This window comes from Sphaerospermopsis sp. LEGE 00249 (assembly GCF_014299995.1).
In the GTDB taxonomy this organism is placed as follows: Bacteria; Cyanobacteriota; Cyanobacteriia; order Cyanobacteriales; family Nostocaceae; genus Sphaerospermopsis; species Sphaerospermopsis kisseleviana.
The window spans coordinates 1-20,699 of record NZ_JACJUZ010000084.1 but is presented as its reverse complement, the minus strand read 5'-3'; the positions used below and the strand labels follow the sequence as shown (position 1 = coordinate 20,699).

Sequence of the window (20,699 nt, the reverse complement as noted above, 5' to 3'; positions counted from 1 at the left end):
TTTCTGAACAATGAATTTTTTTCCTATTGAATCTTCTCTCTGTGTCCCGTTACGAAGTTTCACTTTCTCACTCCATACCCAGCTTAATGCTATTTACTCTCATTAAGCCTCTTAACTTTTAAGTTACCTTTAGTTATTATGTACTACTTTAATGGCTTTTTTGATCTGTGACAGTTGAGGGTGCGGAATGTGGGTTCTAAAGCTTATGGGATGAATGCAGGTGAATTACCTAGCACTCTGGATAATACTGAGATATATGATCTCATGTACAAGACTTTGTTCGGCGTGACTCCAGAATTTGCGTTTACTTGGTCAAACTGTTGCTGTTGTTAATGGTGTGATTGGTTTGAATGTAAATACAGATTTTGCGTTTGTGTCTTAATTTTTTGGAAGAAACGAACCGCAGAGGCGCAGAGAACGCAGAGAAATAAGTGTTAGTAGCTATTAACCAGGAAGAAGATTTATTTTTATCTTCTCCTGTTTTTTTTGTTTTGATATTGAACGCAGATAAACGCAGATTAATTTTATTCATTATCTATTTCAATTGTTAATGCCAACTGATATAATTTATTCCGAGAAATTGATATTTCTTTTGCTAATTGTCTACTTGCTTGAGAACGAGAAGCACCTTGTTTCATCATTGCTAATAGTTCGGCTTTGAGTTCTGCTTCTGTAATTTGTGGTTTGCTGGGTTCTATTCCTGCCACTAACAGGGTATATTCTCCTTGGGGTTCTTTTTGTTGATAATGGGCGATCGCTTCTTCTATTGTTCCTCGCCAAAATTCTTCATATAATTTAGTTAATTCTCTAGCTATTACTATCTGGCGATCGCTCCCTAATATATCTCCTAAATCTTTTAATGTCTCCCGCAACCGATGGGGTGATTCATAAAATACTAATGTCCTGGTTTCTATTAACAAAGATTCTAAATATTCCCTTCTGTGTTGACTTTTTGCAGGTAAAAATCCATCAAATATAAACCGATTTGTGGGTAAACCAGAAGCACTTAAAGCGGTAATGGCAGCAGTCGCACTGGGAATAGGAACAACATCAATTTCTGCATCTACACAAGCTTTAATTAACTCATATCCTGGATCAGAAATTCCTGGCATTCCCGCATCACTAACTAATGCGATCGCTTTTCCATATTTTAAAGATTCTAATATTTCAGGAATGCGACTATTACGATTATGTTCATGATAACTCATTTGCGGTGTTTTAATTTGAAAATGTTGCAGCAATTTTCCTGTATGTCTGGTATCTTCAGCCGCAATCATATCTACAGATTGTAATATTCTCACCGCCCGAAAAGTCATATCTTCGAGATTTCCAATCGGTGTCCCGACAATGTATAATGTTCCTGGTTTGGGTTCAGTTGCCATAATTATTATTTTTTAGAAGACAACAGGTAGAAGGCTGTTTTTGTGTAAGCATTCAGCCGTCAGCTATCAGCAAACAACTAAAAAAATCAATAAAATTTTGCTTATTTGATAATAAAACTGATAGCTGATTACTGATAGCTGAATGCTTGCTTAATTATTAATAAACTTCTCAAAAATTTCCCCAAAATCTTTTCTCACATAAGTTTCATGGGCATATTTTAACCAATTAAAAGCATACCAGTTAATAGCCTTAAACTGTTCTTCTGAAGTGGAAATATTAGTTGCTCTACCTACTGTACTAGAAGCAGTATTTAAGCTAGTTTGAGCATATTGGTAATAAACTCCATTTTCTTTTTGAATGGAAGAAATTTTTACCAATGCTTTGTATAAATCTTTTAAGGGAGCAATAAAATTTTTTGCCACATCAATAGAATAGGATTTATCCCCCATAACAAACTTAATTTCAATATCTAAATCTACCGTTCCTGCGGTTTCTAACCTTACATCTCTAATGATATTTTGACTGTAGCTATAACGATTTAGTAACCGTTTTTTGCTCATAGCAGAACTACCATCAAGATGGATTAATGCTAAATTTGTAAAACAGTATTCATCAGTTTTTGATTTAATCAAAAAGTAGATTTTTTCCCCTTCTTCGTGCATTACGTAATCATCACTATCAACCTTATTATAATCTTCTGGTTTAATCACAGCACCAATATCACTTAAACCCAGTGCGTCCATTGCCATGTTCTTAAACATAATTTCTGTTTCTCCTGTATAATTTTCCAATCACCAATCACCAATCACCAATGACTAAATCAGCTTTATTTGTCGGTTTAATTACTTTAGATTTCATTTACCTTGCCCAATCACCACCCCAGAACAATCAAAAATTAGTTGCTAATGATTATACTGTAGCAGCAGGTGGACCAGCAACCAACGCATCTGTTACATTTAGTTACTTGGGTAATAAATCTCAACTTTTAGGTGTTCTGGGTTCTCATTCCATGACACAATTAATTACTACAGATTTAGCAAATTACCAAGTAAGAATAATTGACTTAGATCCTAATAAACAAACATCCCCACCAGTATCTTCAATTATTGTCACCCAAGGTACAGGAGAAAGAGCAGTAATTTCTATAAATGCCGTAAAAACCCAAGCTGATATTAACTCTATTCCTGATGATATATTAGATAATATTGATATTATTTTAATTGATGGACATCAAATGGCAGTAAGTAAAATCATTGCCGAAAAAGCGAAAAATAAAAAGAAAAATAAAAAGAAAAATAAAAATATTCCTGTTGTCATTGATGGAGGAAGTTGGAAAGCAGGTTTTGAAGAAATTTTACCTTTTGTAGATTATGCTATTTGTTCGGCTAACTTTTATCCTCCCAACTGCAAAAATCAAGCAGATATTTTTAATTATTTGCAAGGTTTTAACATCCCTTACATTGCCATTACTCATGGAGAAAAACCCATAGAATATTTAAGTAATAAAGAAAAAGGGTTGATTAATGTTCCCAAAATTAAAACCATTGATACATTAGGCGCGGGTGATATTTTTCATGGTGCTTTTTGTCATTATATCCTACAAAATAACTTTCCTCAATCCTTGGAATTAGCAAGTAATATTGCTGCGGAAGCTTGTAAATATTTTGGTTCACGTCGTTGGATGAAACAATTATCAATTGTCAATTGTCAATTATCAATTGATCAGTAGGGTAGTCAAGATGTCTACCCCACAAGAATTTTTGATTAAATACTGTTAATCATTAATTGATAATAAACCAGGAGGAGGAGTAATTTCAATCCGCCGATTTTCCAAATCAACAACAGGAACAATTTCCATGACAAAAGGAATTAAAACAGTTTTTCCAGCTTTTTTTTCATCAAAAGCAGGATCAAACTTCACCTCTAATAAATCATGACCAGAAGGTAATAAATCTACAACTGTTCCGATTAAATCCCCAGATTCCTGCATGAAAACAGACAATCCTATTAAATCTATAACATGAAATTCCCCCTCTTCCAATTCTGGGCGATCGCTAATAGGGACAAACAACCGACAATCTCGCAGATTTTCCGCAGCAGTGCGATCGCTCATCCCTTCCAATTTAATCACATATAAATTCTTACCCTCCAGATACCGCCCTTGTAACAACTCCACCGGTTGCGGTTCACACTCCCCTGGCCGCAACATCCAGCGAGTACCCGCCTCCTCAAACCGTTCCGGGAAATCAGTATTAGGATAAACCCGCACCTCCCCGCCTAAACCTTGAGGTGCAACAATTTTACCAATCTCGATCCAGTGATCAAGATCGGGGACTGGGGACACTTCGACAAGCTCAGTGCATCGCTGGGGACTGGGGACTGGGGACTTTTTCTTTTTTCCCCCTGCTCCCTGCTCCCTGCTCCCCTGCTTTCTTCTCTTCGTGTCCTTCGTGTCTTCGTGGTTCATTTGGTTCATTAAATCCTCTTACCTCCTGCCTTCTGCCTCCTGCCTCCTGCCTTCTTACACACTCACCGCTTCACGTTGATAAACCTGTTCTGCTACCTTAGCCAAACGCTGCATACCGATAGTAATTTCCTCATCACTACCAGTCAAACTGATACGCAGACATTGATGCTTGTGATGCCACTCATCTTTTAAACCAGGGAAAAACCCACTACCAGGAACAACAATCACACCCACTTTCTTTAATTCCTGGTAAAATTCCCAGTCAGTCATCGGTAAATCTTGCAGCCACAACCAGCCAAAAATTGCACCTTCACCCCGATGTAAGAACCAAGGTAAATTTTTAGGCATAGCTGCTTCCAATGTACTTTCTAATACATCAAATTTATTCTTGTAGAAAGGTCTAATCACATTTTCCGCAATATCCGCTAATGCACCTGATTCTATCGCACGAGCAGCGATCGCCTGACCATATCTAGAAGAATGTATCCCTGCATTAGTTTGGAAACACTCTAAAGCTTGCAGCAGTTTTTCATCACCGATAGCTACCCCCAGTCTTTCCCCTGGTAAACCTGCCTTGGATAAACTCATACAATGAAGAATGTTATCACCAAATACAGGTTTCATCTCTGTAAAATTTAACGCTGGGAAAGGAGGCGCATAAGCTGAGTCTATCAAAACTGGTACATTGTAAGGTGCAGCTAAAGCGGCGATTTTTTCAACCTCATCATTAGTTAAAACGTTACCTGTGGGGTTACAAGGACGGGAGAAAATCACACAACCGGTTGATTCTGTAATCGAAAGTTGGCTAAAATCAGGACGATATTTAAAACGATGATTGGCGCTGTCAATATCTAAAGTAGGTTTATAAGCAATTAATGCTTCTGGGCATAAACTCACCCCACCATAACCTGTATAATCTGGACTTAAAGGTAAAACAATTTCTTTTAAATCCCCATCATTAGTATAGCCACCGTAAGCGTTAGCAGCGTAGAAATAAATAGTTTGACTACCAGCAGTAACTAAAATATTCCGTTCTGTTAAATTTAAACCATAACGCTCGTTAAAATCCTTCACCATCACGGAAATGAAAGGTGCATAACCCTGAGAAGAACCGTAACGACAAACAACTTCACCATACTCAGAACTAGCTAACAAATCTGCGGTACAGTCACGCCATAACTGCTCAACCTCTGGTAAAATCAGGGGATTACCCGCACTCAAATTATACAATACCTGCCCCTGATTGGCTCGGAGTGTTTCATTAATATCTTTCATAATCGCTCTTACGCCAGTCAAGTTAGACATTTGAGTGCCGATTTTAGTAAGGGCAGGTTTCATCATGTTTGTTACAAAATAAAGGAATTGTTATTGAGATTTAGATTTTAACAAAATCTGCGAATCACCGTACCCGAAAATCATTGAAAAAACATTCAAAAATAATAACCCAAGTTGCTAGTTAGGAATAGGAGTCAGGAGTTAGAAGTAAATAATAACCCAAGTTTGTGAGACTGGGGGGTTTCTCTTGTAATCGGTACTAATGTACTATACGGTAATAGAGTTTGGCAAGCGATCGCTCAGAAAAAATCTTGAGTGAGTAGGTGACAGGTGACAGGTGACAGGTGACAGTAGTATTAACTTTAGATTAGATCAGTTAATTTAGGGGAGAAGTGAATAATGGAAGTGAAAGCAGCGATCGCTTACAGTGCAGGAAAACCACTAACCATTGAAACCGTGCAACTCCAAGGACCACAAGCGGGGGAAGTATTAGTAGAAATTAAAGCTAGTGGAGTTTGTCATACTGATGCTTATACCCTTTCTGGTGCAGATCCAGAAGGTTTATTTCCCGCTATTTTAGGTCATGAAGGCGCTGGTGTGGTTGTGGAAGTGGGGGAAGGTGTCAAAAGTGTTAAACCCGGAGATCATGTCATTCCTTTATACACTCCCGAATGTCGGCAGTGTGCATATTGTTTAAGCTTTAAAACCAATCTCTGTCAAGCTATTCGCGCTACCCAAGGACGGGGAGTGATGCCCGATGGTACGAGTAGATTTAGTATTGGTGGTGACATGATTCATCATTATATGGGTACTTCTACTTTTGCTAATTATACGGTGTTACCAGAAATTGCAGTTGCTAAAATTCGGGAAGATGCGCCTTTTGATAAAGTTTGTTATATCGGATGTGGTGTAACTACGGGCATAGGTGCAGTTATTAATACAGCTAAAGTTGAACCTGGTGCAAATGTCGTAGTTTTCGGTTTGGGGGGAATAGGTTTAAATGTGATCCAAGGTGCGAAAATGGTAGGTGCAAATATGATTGTGGGTGTGGATATTAATCCCAAAAAACGCGCCTTAGCTGAAAAATTTGGCATGACACATTTTGTCAATCCTAACGAAATTGAAGGTGATTTAGTTGCTTATTTAGTAGATTTAACTAAAGGTGGTGCTGACTATTCTTTTGAATGTATTGGTAATGTAAAAGTTATGCGTCAGGCTTTAGAATGTTGTCATAAAGGTTGGGGAGTAAGTGTTATTATTGGGGTAGCTGGTGCAGGTCAAGAAATTAGCACTCGTCCCTTTCAATTAGTAACTGGAAGAGTTTGGAAAGGTTCAGCTTTTGGTGGTGCAAGAGGGCGGACAGATGTACCGAAAATTGTAGATTGGTATATGGATGGAAAGATCAATATTGATGATTTAATTACTCATGTAATGCCCATTGAAAAAATTAATGATGCTTTTGATTTAATGCACAGAGGGGAATCAATAAGAAGTGTGGTGACCTTTTAGGTAATGGGTAATTGGTGATTGGTAATTGGTAACAAATAATTATCTATGAACTTTCACCTGTCACCTGTCACCTATTCCATGATGTATATATTATAATTATTACAGTTCACCAGATTTTTGATTATGCAAATCCCTAAAATTCAACCAACCGCAGCAAACCTGAAAGATCATTTTCAAGATCATCTCTATGAAATTGACTTTTATCAATGGACTCAACAACAAGCTAACTTTCTACGACATCAACAATGGCATGATTTAGACTTATCAAATTTAATAGAGGAAATTGAATCTTTGGGTAGAAAGGAACGACAAGAATTAAGAAACCGTCTGAGTATTTTAATCGGACATTTATTAAAATGGGAATATCAACCAGGTAAACGCAGTCGCAGTTGGTTAGCAACAATTCGCATTCAAAGAAGGGATATCTTAAAATTATTAAATGAAAATCCTAGTTTAAAATCTCAACTAGAAATATTGAACAGTGAAGCTTATGAAAATGGTAGAGATTTAGCATCAGGAGAAACAAACTTACCATTTTCAACATTTCCAGAACAATGTAATTATAGTTTAGATGAAATTGTCAAAGATAGCTTTTTACCCGGTGAACCTGCAACTGATGATTTAATAAAATAAACTTTATTTGGTAATTGGTAATTGGTAATTGGTTTATTAACTTTCCCCTGACTCCTGACTCCTGACTCCTGACTCCTGACTCCTGACTCCTTGATCTTTTATGACAACAGAAAAAACAACCTGCTCGAAAATCAAAATTATCTTAGTAGAACCAGCAGGAGAATTAAATGTAGGTTCAATTGCCAGAGTGATGAAAAACTTTGGTTTATGTGATTTAATCTTAGTAAATCCGCAGTGCGATCGCCTATCTTTTGAAGCCTTAAAAATGGCAGTTCACGCTAAAGAAATATTAGAAAATGCAGTCATAGTTGATACTTTACCAGAAGCATTAACAGGATGTACCCGTGCGATCGCTACCATAGGTAGAGATTATAGCGGAGAATTACCCTTAGAAAAACCCCGTCACGCCTTCCCCTGGTTATTAGCAGAACCAGAAAAACCCACAGCATTAATTTTTGGTAGAGAAGATCGGGGATTAACCAATCAAGAAATCAATTATGCCCAAAAGTTAGTATTTATTCCTACAAATCCCGAATACCCATCATTAAACTTAGCTACTGCGGTGTCAATCTGTTGTTACGAATTATCACAACTAGCGGAAAATTTTATCACCCAGAAAACACCGACAACAGAAACAGCACCCTTGGACACTGTAGAACCCTACTACCAGGAATTAGAATCTCTACTACTTGCCATAGGTTATCTTTATCCCCACACAGCAGCCAGTAGGATGGAAAAATTCCGCCATTTATATAACCGCGCCCACCTACAAACCACGGAAGTTGCTATGCTCAGAGGTATGATTAAACAAGTACAATGGGCAATTCAAAATTACAACAGCTTAGAAAACTCAGGACTATGATGGAACTATAGTCATCGGGTTTGACTTCTGAATTTATCATTTATCTGTGTAGGCAGGCAAGAGGCACTCATGCAAAAGGCTTTTAGAGAATTTTGGTGTACGGAGTTTTTTCAATAATCAAATAGGAGTCCTATATATTTTTTAGATATCATCTTCCAAAAGCATTGATTATGACTTACACTAAACTGAAAAATGCTGCTTAGTAACAGAAGGGGTTCTGAGTATCAAGGTGCATAGTGTAGTTAGTTTTGGGTCGAAATTTGACAAACAAAACAGTCGAGTGGGTAACTAAGGAGTAGCAGTGTCAGAATCAAATGACAAACTAATAGCTGTGTCAAAACGGCAGTCTTCCCAGCGTCGTCGTCCGCGTCCTGTTCAAAGCCAAGACCAAGGACAACCCCAAAAACAGTCCCAAAAGGCAGGACAAAAACAAGCCAGGAAGCAACAGCAGGGTGCAAACAGAGGCGAAACTGTAGCACTCACAAGGTTAAACAATCCTATCAGTTCTGCTAATGTTACAACTGAGGGGCGAAGACCATCAAGCCGGTTAGTCATGCCGACAGCTGTTAAACCCATCCCTAAACCAAGGGCAAATATGTCAACCAAAATGCCACAATCGGTTACAGGGAAATTAAAAACAGTGCGTGTACAAAAGCAAGGCAAGCTAAAAGTAACCAGGCAATCATCACGGAAAACGCGATTAAAGCCAATGGCTAAGGCTGTATTGTATACCTTGCGTTTATTGATTGTTGGTATCGGACTAGGTGCAATTGTCGGCACGATATTATCAATATTAGACCCTGCTTATCGCATCACTACAACCTCTGCATCTCCATCTCAGACCAATATCACCCAATCTCATGCTAATAACCAAGCATCTGGTTCTGGTTTAGTCTTAGCTCAAGAAATTACCACTTTAAAATCTACTTTACAAAATCTAGCTACCGCCAACCCAAGTCTAACGCCTGGGGTTTTCATGGTAGATTTAGATACAGGTGATTATGTAGATATTAATGCTAGTACAAGTTTTCCTGCTGCCAGCACCATCAAAATTCCGATTTTAGTAGCTTTTTTCCAAGATGTCGATGGGGGAAAAATTCGCTTGGATGAAATGCTGACTATGGAAAAGGAAATGGTGGCAGGAGGTTCTGGTAATTTACGCACTCAACCTGTGGGTAGTAAATACACAGCGTTGGATGTAGCCACAAAAATGATGACTATCAGTGATAACACTGCCACAAATATGCTCATTACCAGACTGGGAGGCCAGGAAGTATTAAATGGGCGTTTTCGCAGTTGGGGATTAACAACTACAGCTATTCGTAATATTTTACCAGATTTAGAAGGTACAAACACCACATCACCCAAAGAATTAGCAGATTTAATTGCTAAAGTGAATCAAGGTAATTTAGTCAGTATGCGATCGCGTGATTTAATGTTAGATATCATGCGTCGCACAGAAAGAAATACTCTCATACCTTCTGGGTTAGGAGAAGGAGCAAGAGCATATCATAAAACCGGTGATATTGGCACAATGTTAGGAGATGCAGGTTTAATTGATATCCCCACCGGTAAGCGTTACATTACTGCTGTCATGGTAAAACGTCCTCATAATGATTCTGCTGCGGAAACACTGATTAGTTCTATTTCTAAAGCTGCTTACGAAAACTTTAGTCAAACGAATGTCACACCCCCCACTCCTACAAATAATCCACCATCAACTAATCCACCATCCACAAGTTTTCAACCACCAGTTCAACCAGTTCAACCAGTTCAACCAGTTCAACCAGTTCAACCTTTCATTCAACCTTTCATTCAACCCCAGGTAATGAGTCCAATACCACCCAATGGTATGGTTAATAATGTACCGATGGGTACTTATCAACCTCCTATGATGACTCCACAATATTATCCACCAAGATAGGAGTCAGGAGAATTTTAGATTTTAGATTTTAGATTTTAGATTTTAGATTTTGGATTTTGGATTTTGGATTTTAGATTTTGGATTTTAGATTTTAGATTTTAGATTAATCTATTACCAATTACCAATTACCAATTACCCATTACCAATTACCAATTACCCATTACCCATTACCCATTACCCATTACCAATCACCAATTAATCATGACATCTACTCCTCCATCAATTCAATTTTTTGCAGGTTTATTTGAAGAACTGAGTAACGTGAGTTTACGAAGAGAAACCCGCACTGGTAAACGCATTGTAGTTATGCAATTTGAACAATTAAAAGGGCGTTGCATAAGTGTGGGATGAATTAGTTGAACACGGGTATTTGATTATATTTCAAATAATGAAGTAATAATCTAACTGAATATTTAAGCATATCTACGGATTTAGAATAACATAATGTCTTTCTATGTAGACGTGCTAGATAATGACGTAAACGTGTATTTTCTCCTTCAACTCTAGTCATATATGTTTTACTCACAATATGGTCTTCTGGTTGAATGAAACTAGGATAAACTTTCCATCCATCAGTGACATAAAAATAGCATTGCCAGAGTTTAACAATATCCCACAAAGGCTGAAAAGTTTCCGCACTGTGGTCTCCCAAAACCCAAGCTAAAATCCCTTGACTAAAGTGATTTACTGCTGTCCACAACCAAATTTTGTTTTTTTTGAGCCAATAAAAGTCTCTAATTCATCTAATTCACCTACTTCTGGTATTTCCTCAATTGGTGGTGCATCTGGCAATTTCTCACCAATTTGTTTAACCCAAGAAATTACAGTTGTATGATGAACACCTTGAGTACGTTCTATGGCTCTAAATCCCATCCCATTGACGTAGGATTTTAAGCAATCTTGTTTCACTTCATTTGAGTATCCTCTTGGTGGACTATAAACATCTATAAACTGACGACCACATTTGACGCAAATGTGATTTTGTTTACCTCTGCGTTTTCCATTTTTTCTAATCTCAGTAGACCCACAGTATGGACAATGCACCGTATCAACCCTCAATTCATCCCTCTATTATGCAACGCCAAATTAACAATCTCCCAAAAACAAGATTTGTAAATGATCTAAATATTTTCTCTGCAATTGTACCTGTGCATTACCTTTATATACAGCAATTTCTACCCATCCATGACTACCAACCAAAGCTAAAATTTCCCCAACTTCCACATCACTGTAAGTTTCACATCCTGGTATTTGCAAACCTTGAACTTCTACACACCAGGTTTTACCCTCCACAAACCTACCAGGAATATTACTGATTAAATTACCAAAGTGATCTATATAGTGAATACAACCTGCTATACCGTTAGTAATTTCTCGACATTCGCCAATATCTAATTTTACCAAAGTTTCTGGATTGATTTCTCTGCCTAAGTTTTGCACAGATACACCACTTGCTAAATGTGCTGCGACAGGTGCAAAAATATCTCTACCGTGAAAGGTGCTGCTAGGTTGAGATGTTCGCCAATACTGAGAGTTTGTTAACTCTACTGCTGTTATTACTTTATTTTCAGCAATTATACCGCTAAAAATGCCGTTATCTGGTCCGACAAGATAACCTTGATCTAATTTTAGAGCGATCGCTCTCCTTTGACTACCCACCCCCGGATCTACTACTGCTAAATGTACCGTACCCTGGGGAAAATAAGGATAGGCATTCATCAAGGAAAATCTAGCTGCGGCGATGTTTTGCGGTGGAATTTGATGATTTAAATCTATTAAGGTCAGATTTGGGTTAATTTGGCAAATTATACCTTTCATTACTCCGACATATATATCATTACATCCAAAATCACTTAACAAAGTCAAGATATTTACTTGATTCATAGATTTACAATTATTAAAAATTTTCTGTAACAACAACTACAAAAATGTGTTATGTTATCAAGACATGACATCGAAATCAAGAGGATCAAGGTAAAAATTATGGCAATGAGTAGAAATAGACTACAAGCAATTCAAAAAGCTGAAGAAGCACACAGACAAAGTATGAAAAAAAGCGTTGAACATCGTTTACAGGTGGCAAAATCTCAAGGTGATGAAAATTTGATTCGTCAGTTAGAAGCTGAACAAGCTTATTACCAATGAAGTATTTTCAATATTGATGTTTATTCATGTTAATTTTTTAGGCTTTTTAGTTTGGTTGTGTGTTTACCTGCGAAAGCAAGTTTTGTTATGGGGTCGTAAAATCAAGACTCAACAAGAAACCAGGGGAAGATAATTCCCCTGAAACTTCCTAAAATTTGTTTAATTTTGGTAGTTTTTCAATAATCGACAATTAACAATGAACAATTGACAATGAGGAAGAATATTGAAAAAGCGGATTTTTTTGGGTTTTATCCCCTTGAAAGGGGAGGGTTGAAACCTTGAATTAAACAATTGTCAATTATCAATTATCAATTATCAATTATCAATTGTTAATTGTTATTTATTCAGCATTGAGGATTTTAGGAACTTTGAAAAAATCACCTTCCTGTTCAGGTGCGCTGTTAAGAATACCCTCTCTGTTAGTATAGGGTTTTAATATATCCTCTCTTGTTATATTGCTAACATCAATCGCTCTGGTTGTGGGAGGTACATCAGCAACATCAAGCTCGCTCAGTTGCTCGATATATTCTAAAATACTACCAAGTTGAGTAGTAAATTTTTCTTCCTCTTCTGGTGTTAATTCTAACCGAGCGAGGTTAGCAACTTTATGGACTTGTTCACGATCTATCATTTTTAGGGAATTGGGAATTGGGAATTGGGAATTGGGAATTGGGAATTGGGAATTGGGAATTGGGAATTGGGAATTGGGAATTGGGAATTGGGAATTGGGAATTGGGAATTGGGAATATATAGTAAGAATTTAGTTTTTACCCAGTCACCAGTCACCAGTCACCAGTCACCAGTCACCCATCACCCATCACCAAATTAAAAGAATACGTCAATTTGCGATCGCCCGGTAGTTTTTAACCAGTTTTGTGCTTCAATATAGTTATTGGGAGCTAAACGAATCGCTCTAATCCAATAATCCGCAGCTTGATCAAACAACGCTTCACCAGCGTCATTATCTCCTTCTTCTTTAGCTTTTTCACCTTTGTAGTGATAGATTACAGCGATGTTATTTAAAGCTTGGGGTAGACGGGGGTTTAATTCAATTGCTTGATGATAAAATTCTAAAGCTTTTTCATGATCGCCATTACTAGCATAAATTAAACCCATATTATAAAGGATAAAACTCTTGTCGTTAGAATCTTCTTCTAAAGATAAAGCTTCTTCATAATATTCTAAAGCTTCAGCATATTCGCCTTCAGCTTGGGCTGACATACCATCACGGTAATAAACAAAAGCTTCCTTCGCTTTCTTGTTAGTTGGCAGTATTTTGAGAATAATATCTGCCATAACGGTAAAAGACTTGTCAACAAAGTTATCGTTTTTCTGTGTTCTTGGCATATTTGCCCCTATTTTAACCTACAAGTTAATCTAGCTGATTTTGGGTGATTAGGTGACTGGGGACTGGGGACACTTCGACAAGCTCAGTGCATCGCTGGGGACTGGGGACTGGGTTATGAACTTCCCTTTCCTCCCATACCTCCCCTGCTTCCTACTCCCTGTTTCCCTGTCTCTTTGCTGTCACCTGTCACCTGTCACCTGTCACCTCTTTCCTGTAAAGCTTCCCGTGCTTGTTCTCGATCATCAAAATGAATTTTTTCCGTACCCAAAATTTGATAATCTTCGTGGCCTTTACCTGCTAATAATACACCATCACCGGGTTGAGCTTCCAAAATAGCAGTACGGATGGCAGTAGCGCGATCGCCAATTACCACCGCTTGCACAACATCAGGAATACCAGCCAAAATATCCTCTAAAATCTTATCAGGGTTTTCTGTGCGGGGATTATCTGACGTTACTACCGCAATATCCGCTAATTCTGCGGCAATTTTCCCCATTTTTGGGCGTTTCGTCCTGTCTCTATCTCCTCCACAGCCAAACACACAAATCATTCTTCCCGGTATAAATGGACGTGCAGCTTTCAGTAAATTCTCTAAACTATCAGGAGTGTGGGCATAATCCACAATTACGCTAATATCTTGATGATCGCTAATTTGCACCCGTTCCATTCTTCCTGGCACTCCAGGGAAATCAGGTATAGATTTTGCCACTACCTGTAAATCTAAACCTAGATGTAAAACCGCACCCACAGCCGCCAAAAGATTTTCTAAATTATATTGTCCCACCAAAAGAGAACTAAAAGCGACATCACCTTTAGGAGTATGTAAAATTCCGCTCACACCTGTTGGCTGATAATTTAAACCACTCATCCACAAATCAGCAGTATGATCATTAACGCTGTAAGTCCAAACCCGATCTTTTCCTAAGCCAGCAATTAAACGTTTACCATATTCATCATCAGCATTAATAATTGCTCTACCTTGGAGATAATCAGGACTAAATAACAAAGCCTTAGCCCCAAAATAATCTTCCATATCCTTGTGATAGTCAAGATGATCTTGAGTAAGATTGGTAAATACAGCGACTTCAAAAGGACAACCCAAAACCCGATCTTGAGATAAACCGTGAGAACTAACCTCCATTACCCCAAACTCACATCCAGCATCAACAGCTTGAGCTAAACGCTGCTGTAAGTCTACCGCAAAAGGAGTAGTATTAACAGCAGTTTGGGAAAAACCAGGCCAACGAGTGTAAAGAGTTCCTAACAAAGCCGTCGCCAAATGAGCTTTTGTGAGAAAATATTCAATCAGGTGGGTAGTTGTGGTTTTACCGTTCGTGCCGGTAACGCCCACCATTTTGAGCTTTCGTCCAGGATAACCATAAAAAGCTGCGGAAATTTCCGCGCAGACCTTATTCATGTTACTGGCACTGATCACCATTTCCGATTGTTTAGGTGGATATTTGGCGATCGCATCTGGAGAGATAATAGCAGCAACAGCACCAGCAGCTAAAGCACTCTCCCAAAACTCACCCCCATCTACTCTAGTTCCTGGCATTCCGATAAACAAATCTCCCACACCGCAAGCATGGGAGTTAGTTTTGATCCCCTGAACTTCCACATCAGCGGACTGAGGACATTCTAAACCATCAACAACCGCTAATAATTCCCGTAAATTCATATATCGCACCTCGCCACAAGCTAACCTTGCGCCTATTCTGCATGATTATTTTCTGTATTGGGAATATATTTTAAAAGCAATTGTTCCAACTGCCGAACATTTGCGCGAGGAGAAGGACGAGGTATAGGCTGTAACACATCTGCGCCCTCTGCGTCTGGGCGGTTCGATAAAAACAAAACTGGAATTTCATACTGATAAGCATTAAACCAGTCTTCACGAGTTGTAATATCACGTATTTCCAAATCAAAAGCAATACTCGTTATCTGTTTTAGTTTTTCTTGTAAACCTTCACAGAGATGGCAACCGGGTTTACTGTAGAGGATAATTCGCTTCATGTTAGTATAGGACTCCTATTTGATTTTTGATAGCTTGCGTGGCGTAGCCATACAGAACTCAGTACACACGGAAAGCCTTCTTTCCTGTTCCCTGTTCCCTGTTCCCTGCCTCCACGAAAAATTCATGAATCAAATCGGATCACTATAGTTTTTTAATGATTGTAGAGGCAGCTTTGCTAACTGTGGTATAATAACAGAAAATCTAGATTTAAATAGTAACTAAACTATGGAAAAATTAAAAATAGAAATAGACTCAAAAAAACTGTACGAACAGGATTTCTATCTTTGGCTACAAACAACAGCCAATTTATTAGAAAACAATAAATTTGATGAATTAGATATTAAAAATTTGATAGAAGAAATCAACAGCATAGGTAGAAGCGAGAAAAAAGAATTGAAAAGTCGTTTAATAACTTTAATTGAGCATATATTAAAACTGGAATATTGGCAGTTAGAAAAAGAAAATAATGCTAGAGGATGGCGTAATACAGTTGCGGAACAAAGATTACAAATAGAATTAACTCTGGAAGATAGTCCGAGTTTAAGAAATATGCTGGATGATATTTTTGAAGAATGTTATCAAAAAGCTAGGCAATATATTCTGAAAAGATATCAATTATCTCCTAATTTATTTCCTGAAAACCCTCCTTTCTCTGTTACGGATGTTCTTAATCCAGATTATTTACCGTAGAAACTGTCTGAATCAGGATTTCCAGGATTAAAGGATTTTCAGGATGTTATTTTATCTGAATACTCTTATTTCTATTTTAGGTTGTTTTGTTGTCTCGTTCCCAGTCTCAGACTGGGAATGGTCTTATAGAGGCTCTGCCTCTATCTTTATTGAAGACATTTAACGAGCATCACCTAAATTTTGTAATATCTGTGTAACTTGTAATTTTAAATCAGATAAATTTTGCTCAATAATTTGCCAAACCAAATTCAAATTCACCTTTAAATAATCATGAATTAATACATCTCGTAAACCTGCCATTTGTTGCCAAGGAATATCAGAATATTGACTTCTTAATTCAGGTGATAATCTTTTTGTCGCTTCCCCAATGATTTCAAAATTGCGAATCACAGCATCTTGAATCATCTTGGTTTGCATAAATTCTTCTTTTCCACCTTGAGTATATTCTTCTATCCGTTCAATACATTCTTTAATATTACTTAAATATAAACGTTCATCTTTCATAATGGTACAGCTTCACTTAATACTTTATCTCTAATTAAATCATGTAAATTTTCAGGTTCAGCAATATCTACTTTACGTCCTAATAATGCTGCCAAATCTTGATTTAAAGCGATATAATCGAATAAACTGCGATGTGGTTCTAGTTCCACCAAAAAATCTACATCACTATCTGGTGTTGCTTCACCTCTAGCAACTGAACCAAAAATCCGTAGATTATAAGCTCCATATTTAGCAGCAATTTTGAATATTTCCTCACGAAATGGTAGTAATACTTCTTTAATTCCCATAACGTTATTTATTAAAATTAATGCTTCTATTGTAACCTAAAATCACGCCCAGATCCCAGACTTCTCCAATTAATTTATCATTTACTGACAAGATAAAAAAAGAAGTCGGGGATCTAATATCGTGACAAAACATTTAGACAGGAAGCTTTGGGCGATCGCTTTCAGTCTCAGAGAACTTGGTTAAAACTTTTAAAATGCTATTCTATATCTAAACATTAAATTTTTTCTTTAACAAGTTTCTAAGTACATTACTTGCTCTTTCTATAAACTCTTCTTCGGTTTCAGTTTCTTTAGGTTCACCAATTTCCTTGCTTAAAGAATATATCACCTCTTTTGAAGTTGCATATTCTGAAACTTTTTTGCTGAATTTCTCAGCTTTTGTTTGTGTATCAGTTTGTCGAAACAGTGCAGAATTTAATATAGCACTTTTACTTAAAAAGTAAATAAGAAAAAATACCTAATTTTGTAAATAGTTAGGTATTTTTTCCTGAATTTACACAGATATCAAATCAACTGAATTATTCACATTTTTACTTAACCACCCATACCACTCACCCCAACCCACACCAGTAGTAGCAGAAACTTGAAAAATTTGGATTTGTGGGTTATCTCGTTCCCAGTCTCAGACTGGGAATGCCATTATCGAGGTTCTGCTATATAAAACCTAGACAAAACTAGACTTTACTTTCTACTTCAACGGGAGCATGGGAGCAGTTATCCCTCAGTAGACTTTCACGCCTTAGCCAGACGCGATTGTGTTCCAATTAAGTTTCTGAAAAAGACTACCACCATCATTGCTTGGTTTTCGCGTCGGCAATAGTCTCAATTCAATACTTGATATCACCGTATTATATATCAAGTAGTTGATTTTTTCCTAAAAATATATTGATTTTTGTCAATACAAGTATAGTTTTGTCTATGAAATTGTCAACTTAGGACTTGCTCCCTCTATCTTCATTGAACGCAGAGCCTTCCATAATTGATCCCCATACAGAGTATAGGAACGAGAATATCAATTCTTTAGTTTATCTAAAATCACATTTAAGTTATCCAAATACCTTTCTAAGATAGAGATAGCAGCTAAAAACCACTATAGATAAACATGGCCTCATAGCAAAATCCCAGGAAGTAACCAAAATGACTCAAGTAGCAGAAACGTTAGATTTATCCAGTGATAAAACCTTAGACCGAGATTGTACAACCTTATCCCGTCATGTCCTCCAACAACTCCAGAGTTTTGGACCAGAAGCACAGGATTTGAGTGCGTTAATGAATCGCATCGCCTTAGCTGGTAAACTGATTGCCAGACGGTTTACCCGTGCAGGTTTAATGGAAGATGTTCTGGGTTTCACAGGGGAAGTGAATGTCCAAGGTGAATCTGTGAAAAAAATGGATGTCTATGCAAATGAAGTGTTTATTTCCGTATTTAAGCAAAGTGGCTTAGTTTGTCGCTTGGCTTCGGAAGAAATGGAAAAACCTTATTACATCCCCGAAAACTGCCCTATTGGACGTTATACCCTATTATATGATCCCATTGATGGTTCATCTAACACAGATATTAACCTCAGTTTAGGTTCAATTTTTTCCATCCGTCAACAAGAAGGAACAGACTTAGATGGTGAAGCTAAAGACTTATTAAATCATGGACGGAAACAACTAGCAGCAGGTTATATTCTTTATGGACCAAGTACCATGCTGGTTTACAGTATTGGTAAAGGTGTACATTTCTTTACCCTTGATCCCAGTTTAGGAGAATTTATTCTCACAGAAGAAAACGTGAAAATTCCTGAACATGGTGCTGTTTATAGTGTTAATGAAGGAAATTTCTGGCAGTGGGAAGAATCCTTTAGAGAGTATATTCGTTATGTGCATCGGACAGAAGGTTATACTGCCCGTTATAGTGGGGCGATGGTCAGCGATATTCACCGAATTTTAGTACAAGGTGGTGTATTTCTCTATCCGGGTACATTACAAAAACCCGAAGGGAAACTACGACTACTTTATGAAACTGCACCTTTAGCATATTTGATAGAACAAGCTGGAGGTCGCGCTACTACTGGAACAAAGGATATTTTAGATGTAGTACCAACCAAACTACACCAACGGACACCGTTAATTATTGGTAGTCAACAGGATGTAGCCAAAGTCGAGTCATTTATGCAAAAAGGTCAGTAGGCAAAATCCAGTAAAAGCATTTAGTATGGCCAGTAATCGAAGCTAAACATTGGCACATTGGGATTGGAATGTAGGACTAGCAATGTTTGGATGTGAAGTGAAAAATACACTCAATTAAACCATTTCCTGGTCAAGAAACGCCGAATTATTTGATTGATAACTTCTTTTCTCCCTCTTTTCTTCCCTCTTCCTTCGTGTACTTTGCGTACTTTGCGGTTCATTCATAAAAATTGGCGTTTCTCCATCAAGAAATTAGGATGAGTAAACTTCTCAACTTCACAAAAAACAATGTTAATAGGAGTTAAAAAATAGTTATGGCAACCAATCATTTATTAGAGATCAAAAACCACGGACAAAGCATCTGGATGGATAATTTAAGCCGTGACATTATTGAATCAGGGGAACTGCAAAACCTAGTAGAAAATCAAGGAATCTCTGGTATTACCTCCAACCCAGCCATTTTTGAAAAAGCAATTACTGGGAATGGCATTTATGATGCTGACATTGAAGCGGGGATGCGTGCTGGTTTACCCACATACAAAATTTATGAATCTCTGGTTTTCGCAGATATCCGCAATGCTTGTGATATTCTGCGCCCTGTGTATGATGCCACTAAGGGACTTGATGGTTATGTGAGTATTGAAGTTCCTCCCACCATTGCCCATGATACCCAAGCTACAATAAATGAAGCCCGTCGCTATTGCCAAGAAATTGGGCGGGAAAATGTGATGATTAAAATTCCGGGAACTAATGCTGGTTTACCTGCTGTAGAGGCGACAATAGCCGCAGGAATTAACGTTAACATTACCCTGTTATTTGCAGTAGCAAGCTATGTCAATGCAGCTTGGGCTTATATTCGGGGTTTAGAAAAACGGGTAAATGAAGGTCAGGACATTAGTAAAATTGCTTCCGTAGCCAGCTTTTTCTTGAGTCGGATTGATACCAACATTGATGCTAAGATTGATGCTAAATTGCAGAAAGGCGTTGATGATATTAACCACGAAGCAAGATTGAGGGCAGTCAGAGGAAAAATTGCGATCGCTAATGCAAAAATCGCCTATCAAGAATATCAAAATATAATTGCCAGTGATAGGTGGCAAGCATTAGCAGCTAAAGGGGCAAAGGTGCAACGTCTCCTCTGGGCAAGTACCAGCACCAAAGACTCCAGTTATAGCGATGTCATGTATGTTAATGAATTAATCGGACATGACACCGTAAACACTCTACCACCTGGGACTATTAAAGCCTGTGCTGATCATTGTCATGTGAGCGACAGTTTAGAAACAGGAGTTGCAGAAGCTCATAACCTCATCGAAAGCTTAAAAGATCCTGACATCAACATCAATATTGAAGCAGTGATGTCAGAACTACTTGTAGAGGGTATTGATAAGTTTGTTCAACCCTTCCAGTCCCTAATGAACTCTTTAGAAGAGAAACTCAAGGTATTGTCACCAGTATAGGGGACTGGGGACAGGGGGAGCAG

Annotated in this window: 22 protein-coding genes and 1 pseudogene; 11 read left to right on the top strand and 12 right to left on the bottom strand. The window is 37.7% G+C overall.

Annotated features, from left to right (window positions below):
• Positions 1-524: 524 nt before the first annotated feature.
• A complete protein-coding gene (gene rsmI, locus H5968_RS21620; protein WP_187041604.1) occupies positions 525-1,382 on the bottom strand; it encodes a 16S rRNA (cytidine(1402)-2'-O)-methyltransferase in 858 nt (285 codons plus the stop codon).
• A gap of 150 nt (positions 1,383-1,532) precedes the next feature.
• Complete coding sequence (locus tag H5968_RS21615; RefSeq protein WP_236104057.1) at positions 1,533-2,174, bottom strand: PH domain-containing protein; 642 nt, start codon at positions 2,172-2,174, stop codon at positions 1,533-1,535.
• 20 nt (positions 2,175-2,194) lie between these two features.
• Here H5968_RS21615 and H5968_RS21610 point away from each other — a divergent pair, with 20 nt between their 5' ends.
• Positions 2,195-3,112, top strand: coding sequence for a sugar kinase (locus tag H5968_RS21610; protein WP_187041603.1), 918 nt, complete (start codon positions 2,195-2,197; stop codon positions 3,110-3,112).
• Positions 3,113-3,157: 45 nt separating this feature from the next.
• Here the strand turns inward: H5968_RS21610 and rimM are convergent, their stop codons facing one another.
• Together rimM and H5968_RS21600 are read right to left on the bottom strand one after the other, a co-directional pair.
• Entirely contained in the window at positions 3,158-3,850 is a 693-nt protein-coding gene (gene rimM / locus H5968_RS21605) for a ribosome maturation factor RimM (RefSeq protein WP_187041606.1), read from the bottom strand.
• A gap of 54 nt (positions 3,851-3,904) precedes the next feature.
• Positions 3,905-5,188 carry a valine--pyruvate transaminase gene (locus H5968_RS21600; RefSeq protein ID WP_187041605.1) on the bottom strand — a complete coding sequence of 428 codons (1,284 nt, stop codon included), beginning with the start codon at positions 5,186-5,188 and terminating at the stop codon, positions 3,905-3,907.
• Between the two features lie 336 nt (positions 5,189-5,524).
• On the opposite strand from H5968_RS21600, the gene H5968_RS21595 reads away from it, so the two are divergent.
• From H5968_RS21595 to psb28, 5 genes and pseudogenes are all read left to right on the top strand, one after another.
• Positions 5,525-6,634 (top strand): S-(hydroxymethyl)glutathione dehydrogenase/class III alcohol dehydrogenase, encoded by a 1,110-nt coding sequence (locus tag H5968_RS21595; protein WP_187041602.1) that lies wholly within the window; start codon positions 5,525-5,527, stop codon positions 6,632-6,634.
• A gap of 123 nt (positions 6,635-6,757) precedes the next feature.
• On the top strand, positions 6,758-7,267 hold the full coding sequence (locus H5968_RS21590; RefSeq protein ID WP_187041601.1) for a DUF29 domain-containing protein: 510 nt from the start codon (positions 6,758-6,760) through the stop codon (positions 7,265-7,267).
• A 100-nt stretch (positions 7,268-7,367) separates the two neighbouring features.
• Positions 7,368-8,129, top strand: coding sequence for an RNA methyltransferase (locus tag H5968_RS21585; RefSeq protein WP_187041600.1), 762 nt, complete (start codon positions 7,368-7,370; stop codon positions 8,127-8,129).
• Between the two features lie 301 nt (positions 8,130-8,430).
• Complete coding sequence (locus H5968_RS21580) at positions 8,431-10,053, top strand: serine hydrolase (protein WP_187041599.1); 1,623 nt, start codon at positions 8,431-8,433, stop codon at positions 10,051-10,053.
• Positions 10,054-10,254: 201 nt separating this feature from the next.
• Positions 10,255-10,380: pseudogene (gene psb28 / locus H5968_RS21575) on the top strand (photosystem II reaction center protein Psb28); the annotation flags it as partial.
• A gap of 25 nt (positions 10,381-10,405) precedes the next feature.
• Here the strand turns inward: psb28 and H5968_RS21570 are convergent.
• A protein-coding gene (locus H5968_RS21570) for an IS1 family transposase (protein WP_187041598.1) occupies positions 10,406-11,097 on the bottom strand; the annotation gives its coding sequence in 2 pieces (ribosomal slippage) (positions 10,406-10,759 and positions 10,762-11,097; 690 coding nt in all).
• Between the two features lie 42 nt (positions 11,098-11,139).
• Complete coding sequence (locus tag H5968_RS21565; protein WP_187041597.1) at positions 11,140-11,937, bottom strand: S-adenosyl-l-methionine hydroxide adenosyltransferase family protein; 798 nt, start codon at positions 11,935-11,937, stop codon at positions 11,140-11,142.
• Between the two features lie 99 nt (positions 11,938-12,036).
• Here H5968_RS21565 and H5968_RS21560 point away from each other — a divergent pair, with 99 nt between their 5' ends.
• Complete coding sequence (locus H5968_RS21560; protein ID WP_187041607.1) at positions 12,037-12,198, top strand: hypothetical protein; 162 nt, start codon at positions 12,037-12,039, stop codon at positions 12,196-12,198.
• Between the two features lie 340 nt (positions 12,199-12,538).
• Here H5968_RS21560 and gatC read toward each other — a convergent pair whose 3' ends face one another.
• On the bottom strand, positions 12,539-12,829 hold the full coding sequence (gene gatC, locus H5968_RS21555) for an Asp-tRNA(Asn)/Glu-tRNA(Gln) amidotransferase subunit GatC (protein ID WP_096566073.1): 291 nt from the start codon (positions 12,827-12,829) through the stop codon (positions 12,539-12,541).
• A 24-nt stretch (positions 12,830-12,853) separates the two neighbouring features.
• Between gatC and H5968_RS21550 the strand changes: the two genes are divergently transcribed.
• The gene (locus tag H5968_RS21550) at positions 12,854-13,027 is read left to right on the top strand and encodes a hypothetical protein (protein ID WP_187041596.1); all 174 of its coding nucleotides are present in this window, start codon (positions 12,854-12,856) and stop codon (positions 13,025-13,027) included.
• On the opposite strand, the gene H5968_RS21545 is transcribed toward H5968_RS21550, so the two are convergent.
• From H5968_RS21545 to H5968_RS21535, 3 genes are all read right to left on the bottom strand, one after another.
• The gene (locus H5968_RS21545; RefSeq protein WP_137669138.1) at positions 13,024-13,545 is read right to left on the bottom strand and encodes a photosystem I assembly protein Ycf3; all 522 of its coding nucleotides are present in this window, start codon (positions 13,543-13,545) and stop codon (positions 13,024-13,026) included. The genes H5968_RS21550 and H5968_RS21545 overlap by 4 nt on opposite strands.
• Positions 13,546-13,739: 194 nt before the next feature.
• Complete coding sequence (locus H5968_RS21540; protein ID WP_187041595.1) at positions 13,740-15,224, bottom strand: UDP-N-acetylmuramoyl-L-alanyl-D-glutamate--2,6-diaminopimelate ligase; 1,485 nt, start codon at positions 15,222-15,224, stop codon at positions 13,740-13,742.
• A gap of 32 nt (positions 15,225-15,256) precedes the next feature.
• Positions 15,257-15,559: a glutaredoxin family protein gene (locus tag H5968_RS21535; protein ID WP_187041594.1), complete on the bottom strand. Its 303-nt coding sequence runs from the start codon at positions 15,557-15,559 to the stop codon at positions 15,257-15,259.
• 226 nt (positions 15,560-15,785) lie between these two features.
• On the opposite strand from H5968_RS21535, the gene H5968_RS21530 reads away from it, so the two are divergent.
• Positions 15,786-16,250, top strand: a complete 465-nt coding sequence (locus H5968_RS21530) for a DUF29 domain-containing protein (RefSeq protein ID WP_187041593.1) — start codon at positions 15,786-15,788, stop codon at positions 16,248-16,250.
• A gap of 159 nt (positions 16,251-16,409) precedes the next feature.
• Here H5968_RS21530 and H5968_RS21525 read toward each other — a convergent pair whose 3' ends face one another.
• Entirely contained in the window at positions 16,410-16,754 is a 345-nt protein-coding gene (locus tag H5968_RS21525; RefSeq protein WP_096566081.1) for a DUF86 domain-containing protein, read from the bottom strand.
• On the bottom strand, positions 16,751-17,041 hold the full coding sequence (locus tag H5968_RS21520) for a nucleotidyltransferase family protein (protein WP_187041592.1): 291 nt from the start codon (positions 17,039-17,041) through the stop codon (positions 16,751-16,753). The genes H5968_RS21525 and H5968_RS21520 overlap by 4 nt, the downstream gene beginning before the upstream one ends.
• 1,137 nt (positions 17,042-18,178) lie before the next feature.
• Here H5968_RS21520 and fbp point away from each other — a divergent pair.
• Together fbp and tal are read left to right on the top strand one after the other, a co-directional pair.
• A complete protein-coding gene (fbp, locus tag H5968_RS21515; protein WP_187041591.1) occupies positions 18,179-19,216 on the top strand; it encodes a class 1 fructose-bisphosphatase in 1,038 nt (345 codons plus the stop codon).
• Between the two features lie 314 nt (positions 19,217-19,530).
• The gene (gene tal, locus H5968_RS21510; protein ID WP_187041590.1) at positions 19,531-20,676 is read left to right on the top strand and encodes a transaldolase; all 1,146 of its coding nucleotides are present in this window, start codon (positions 19,531-19,533) and stop codon (positions 20,674-20,676) included.
• Positions 20,677-20,699 lie beyond the last annotated feature (23 nt).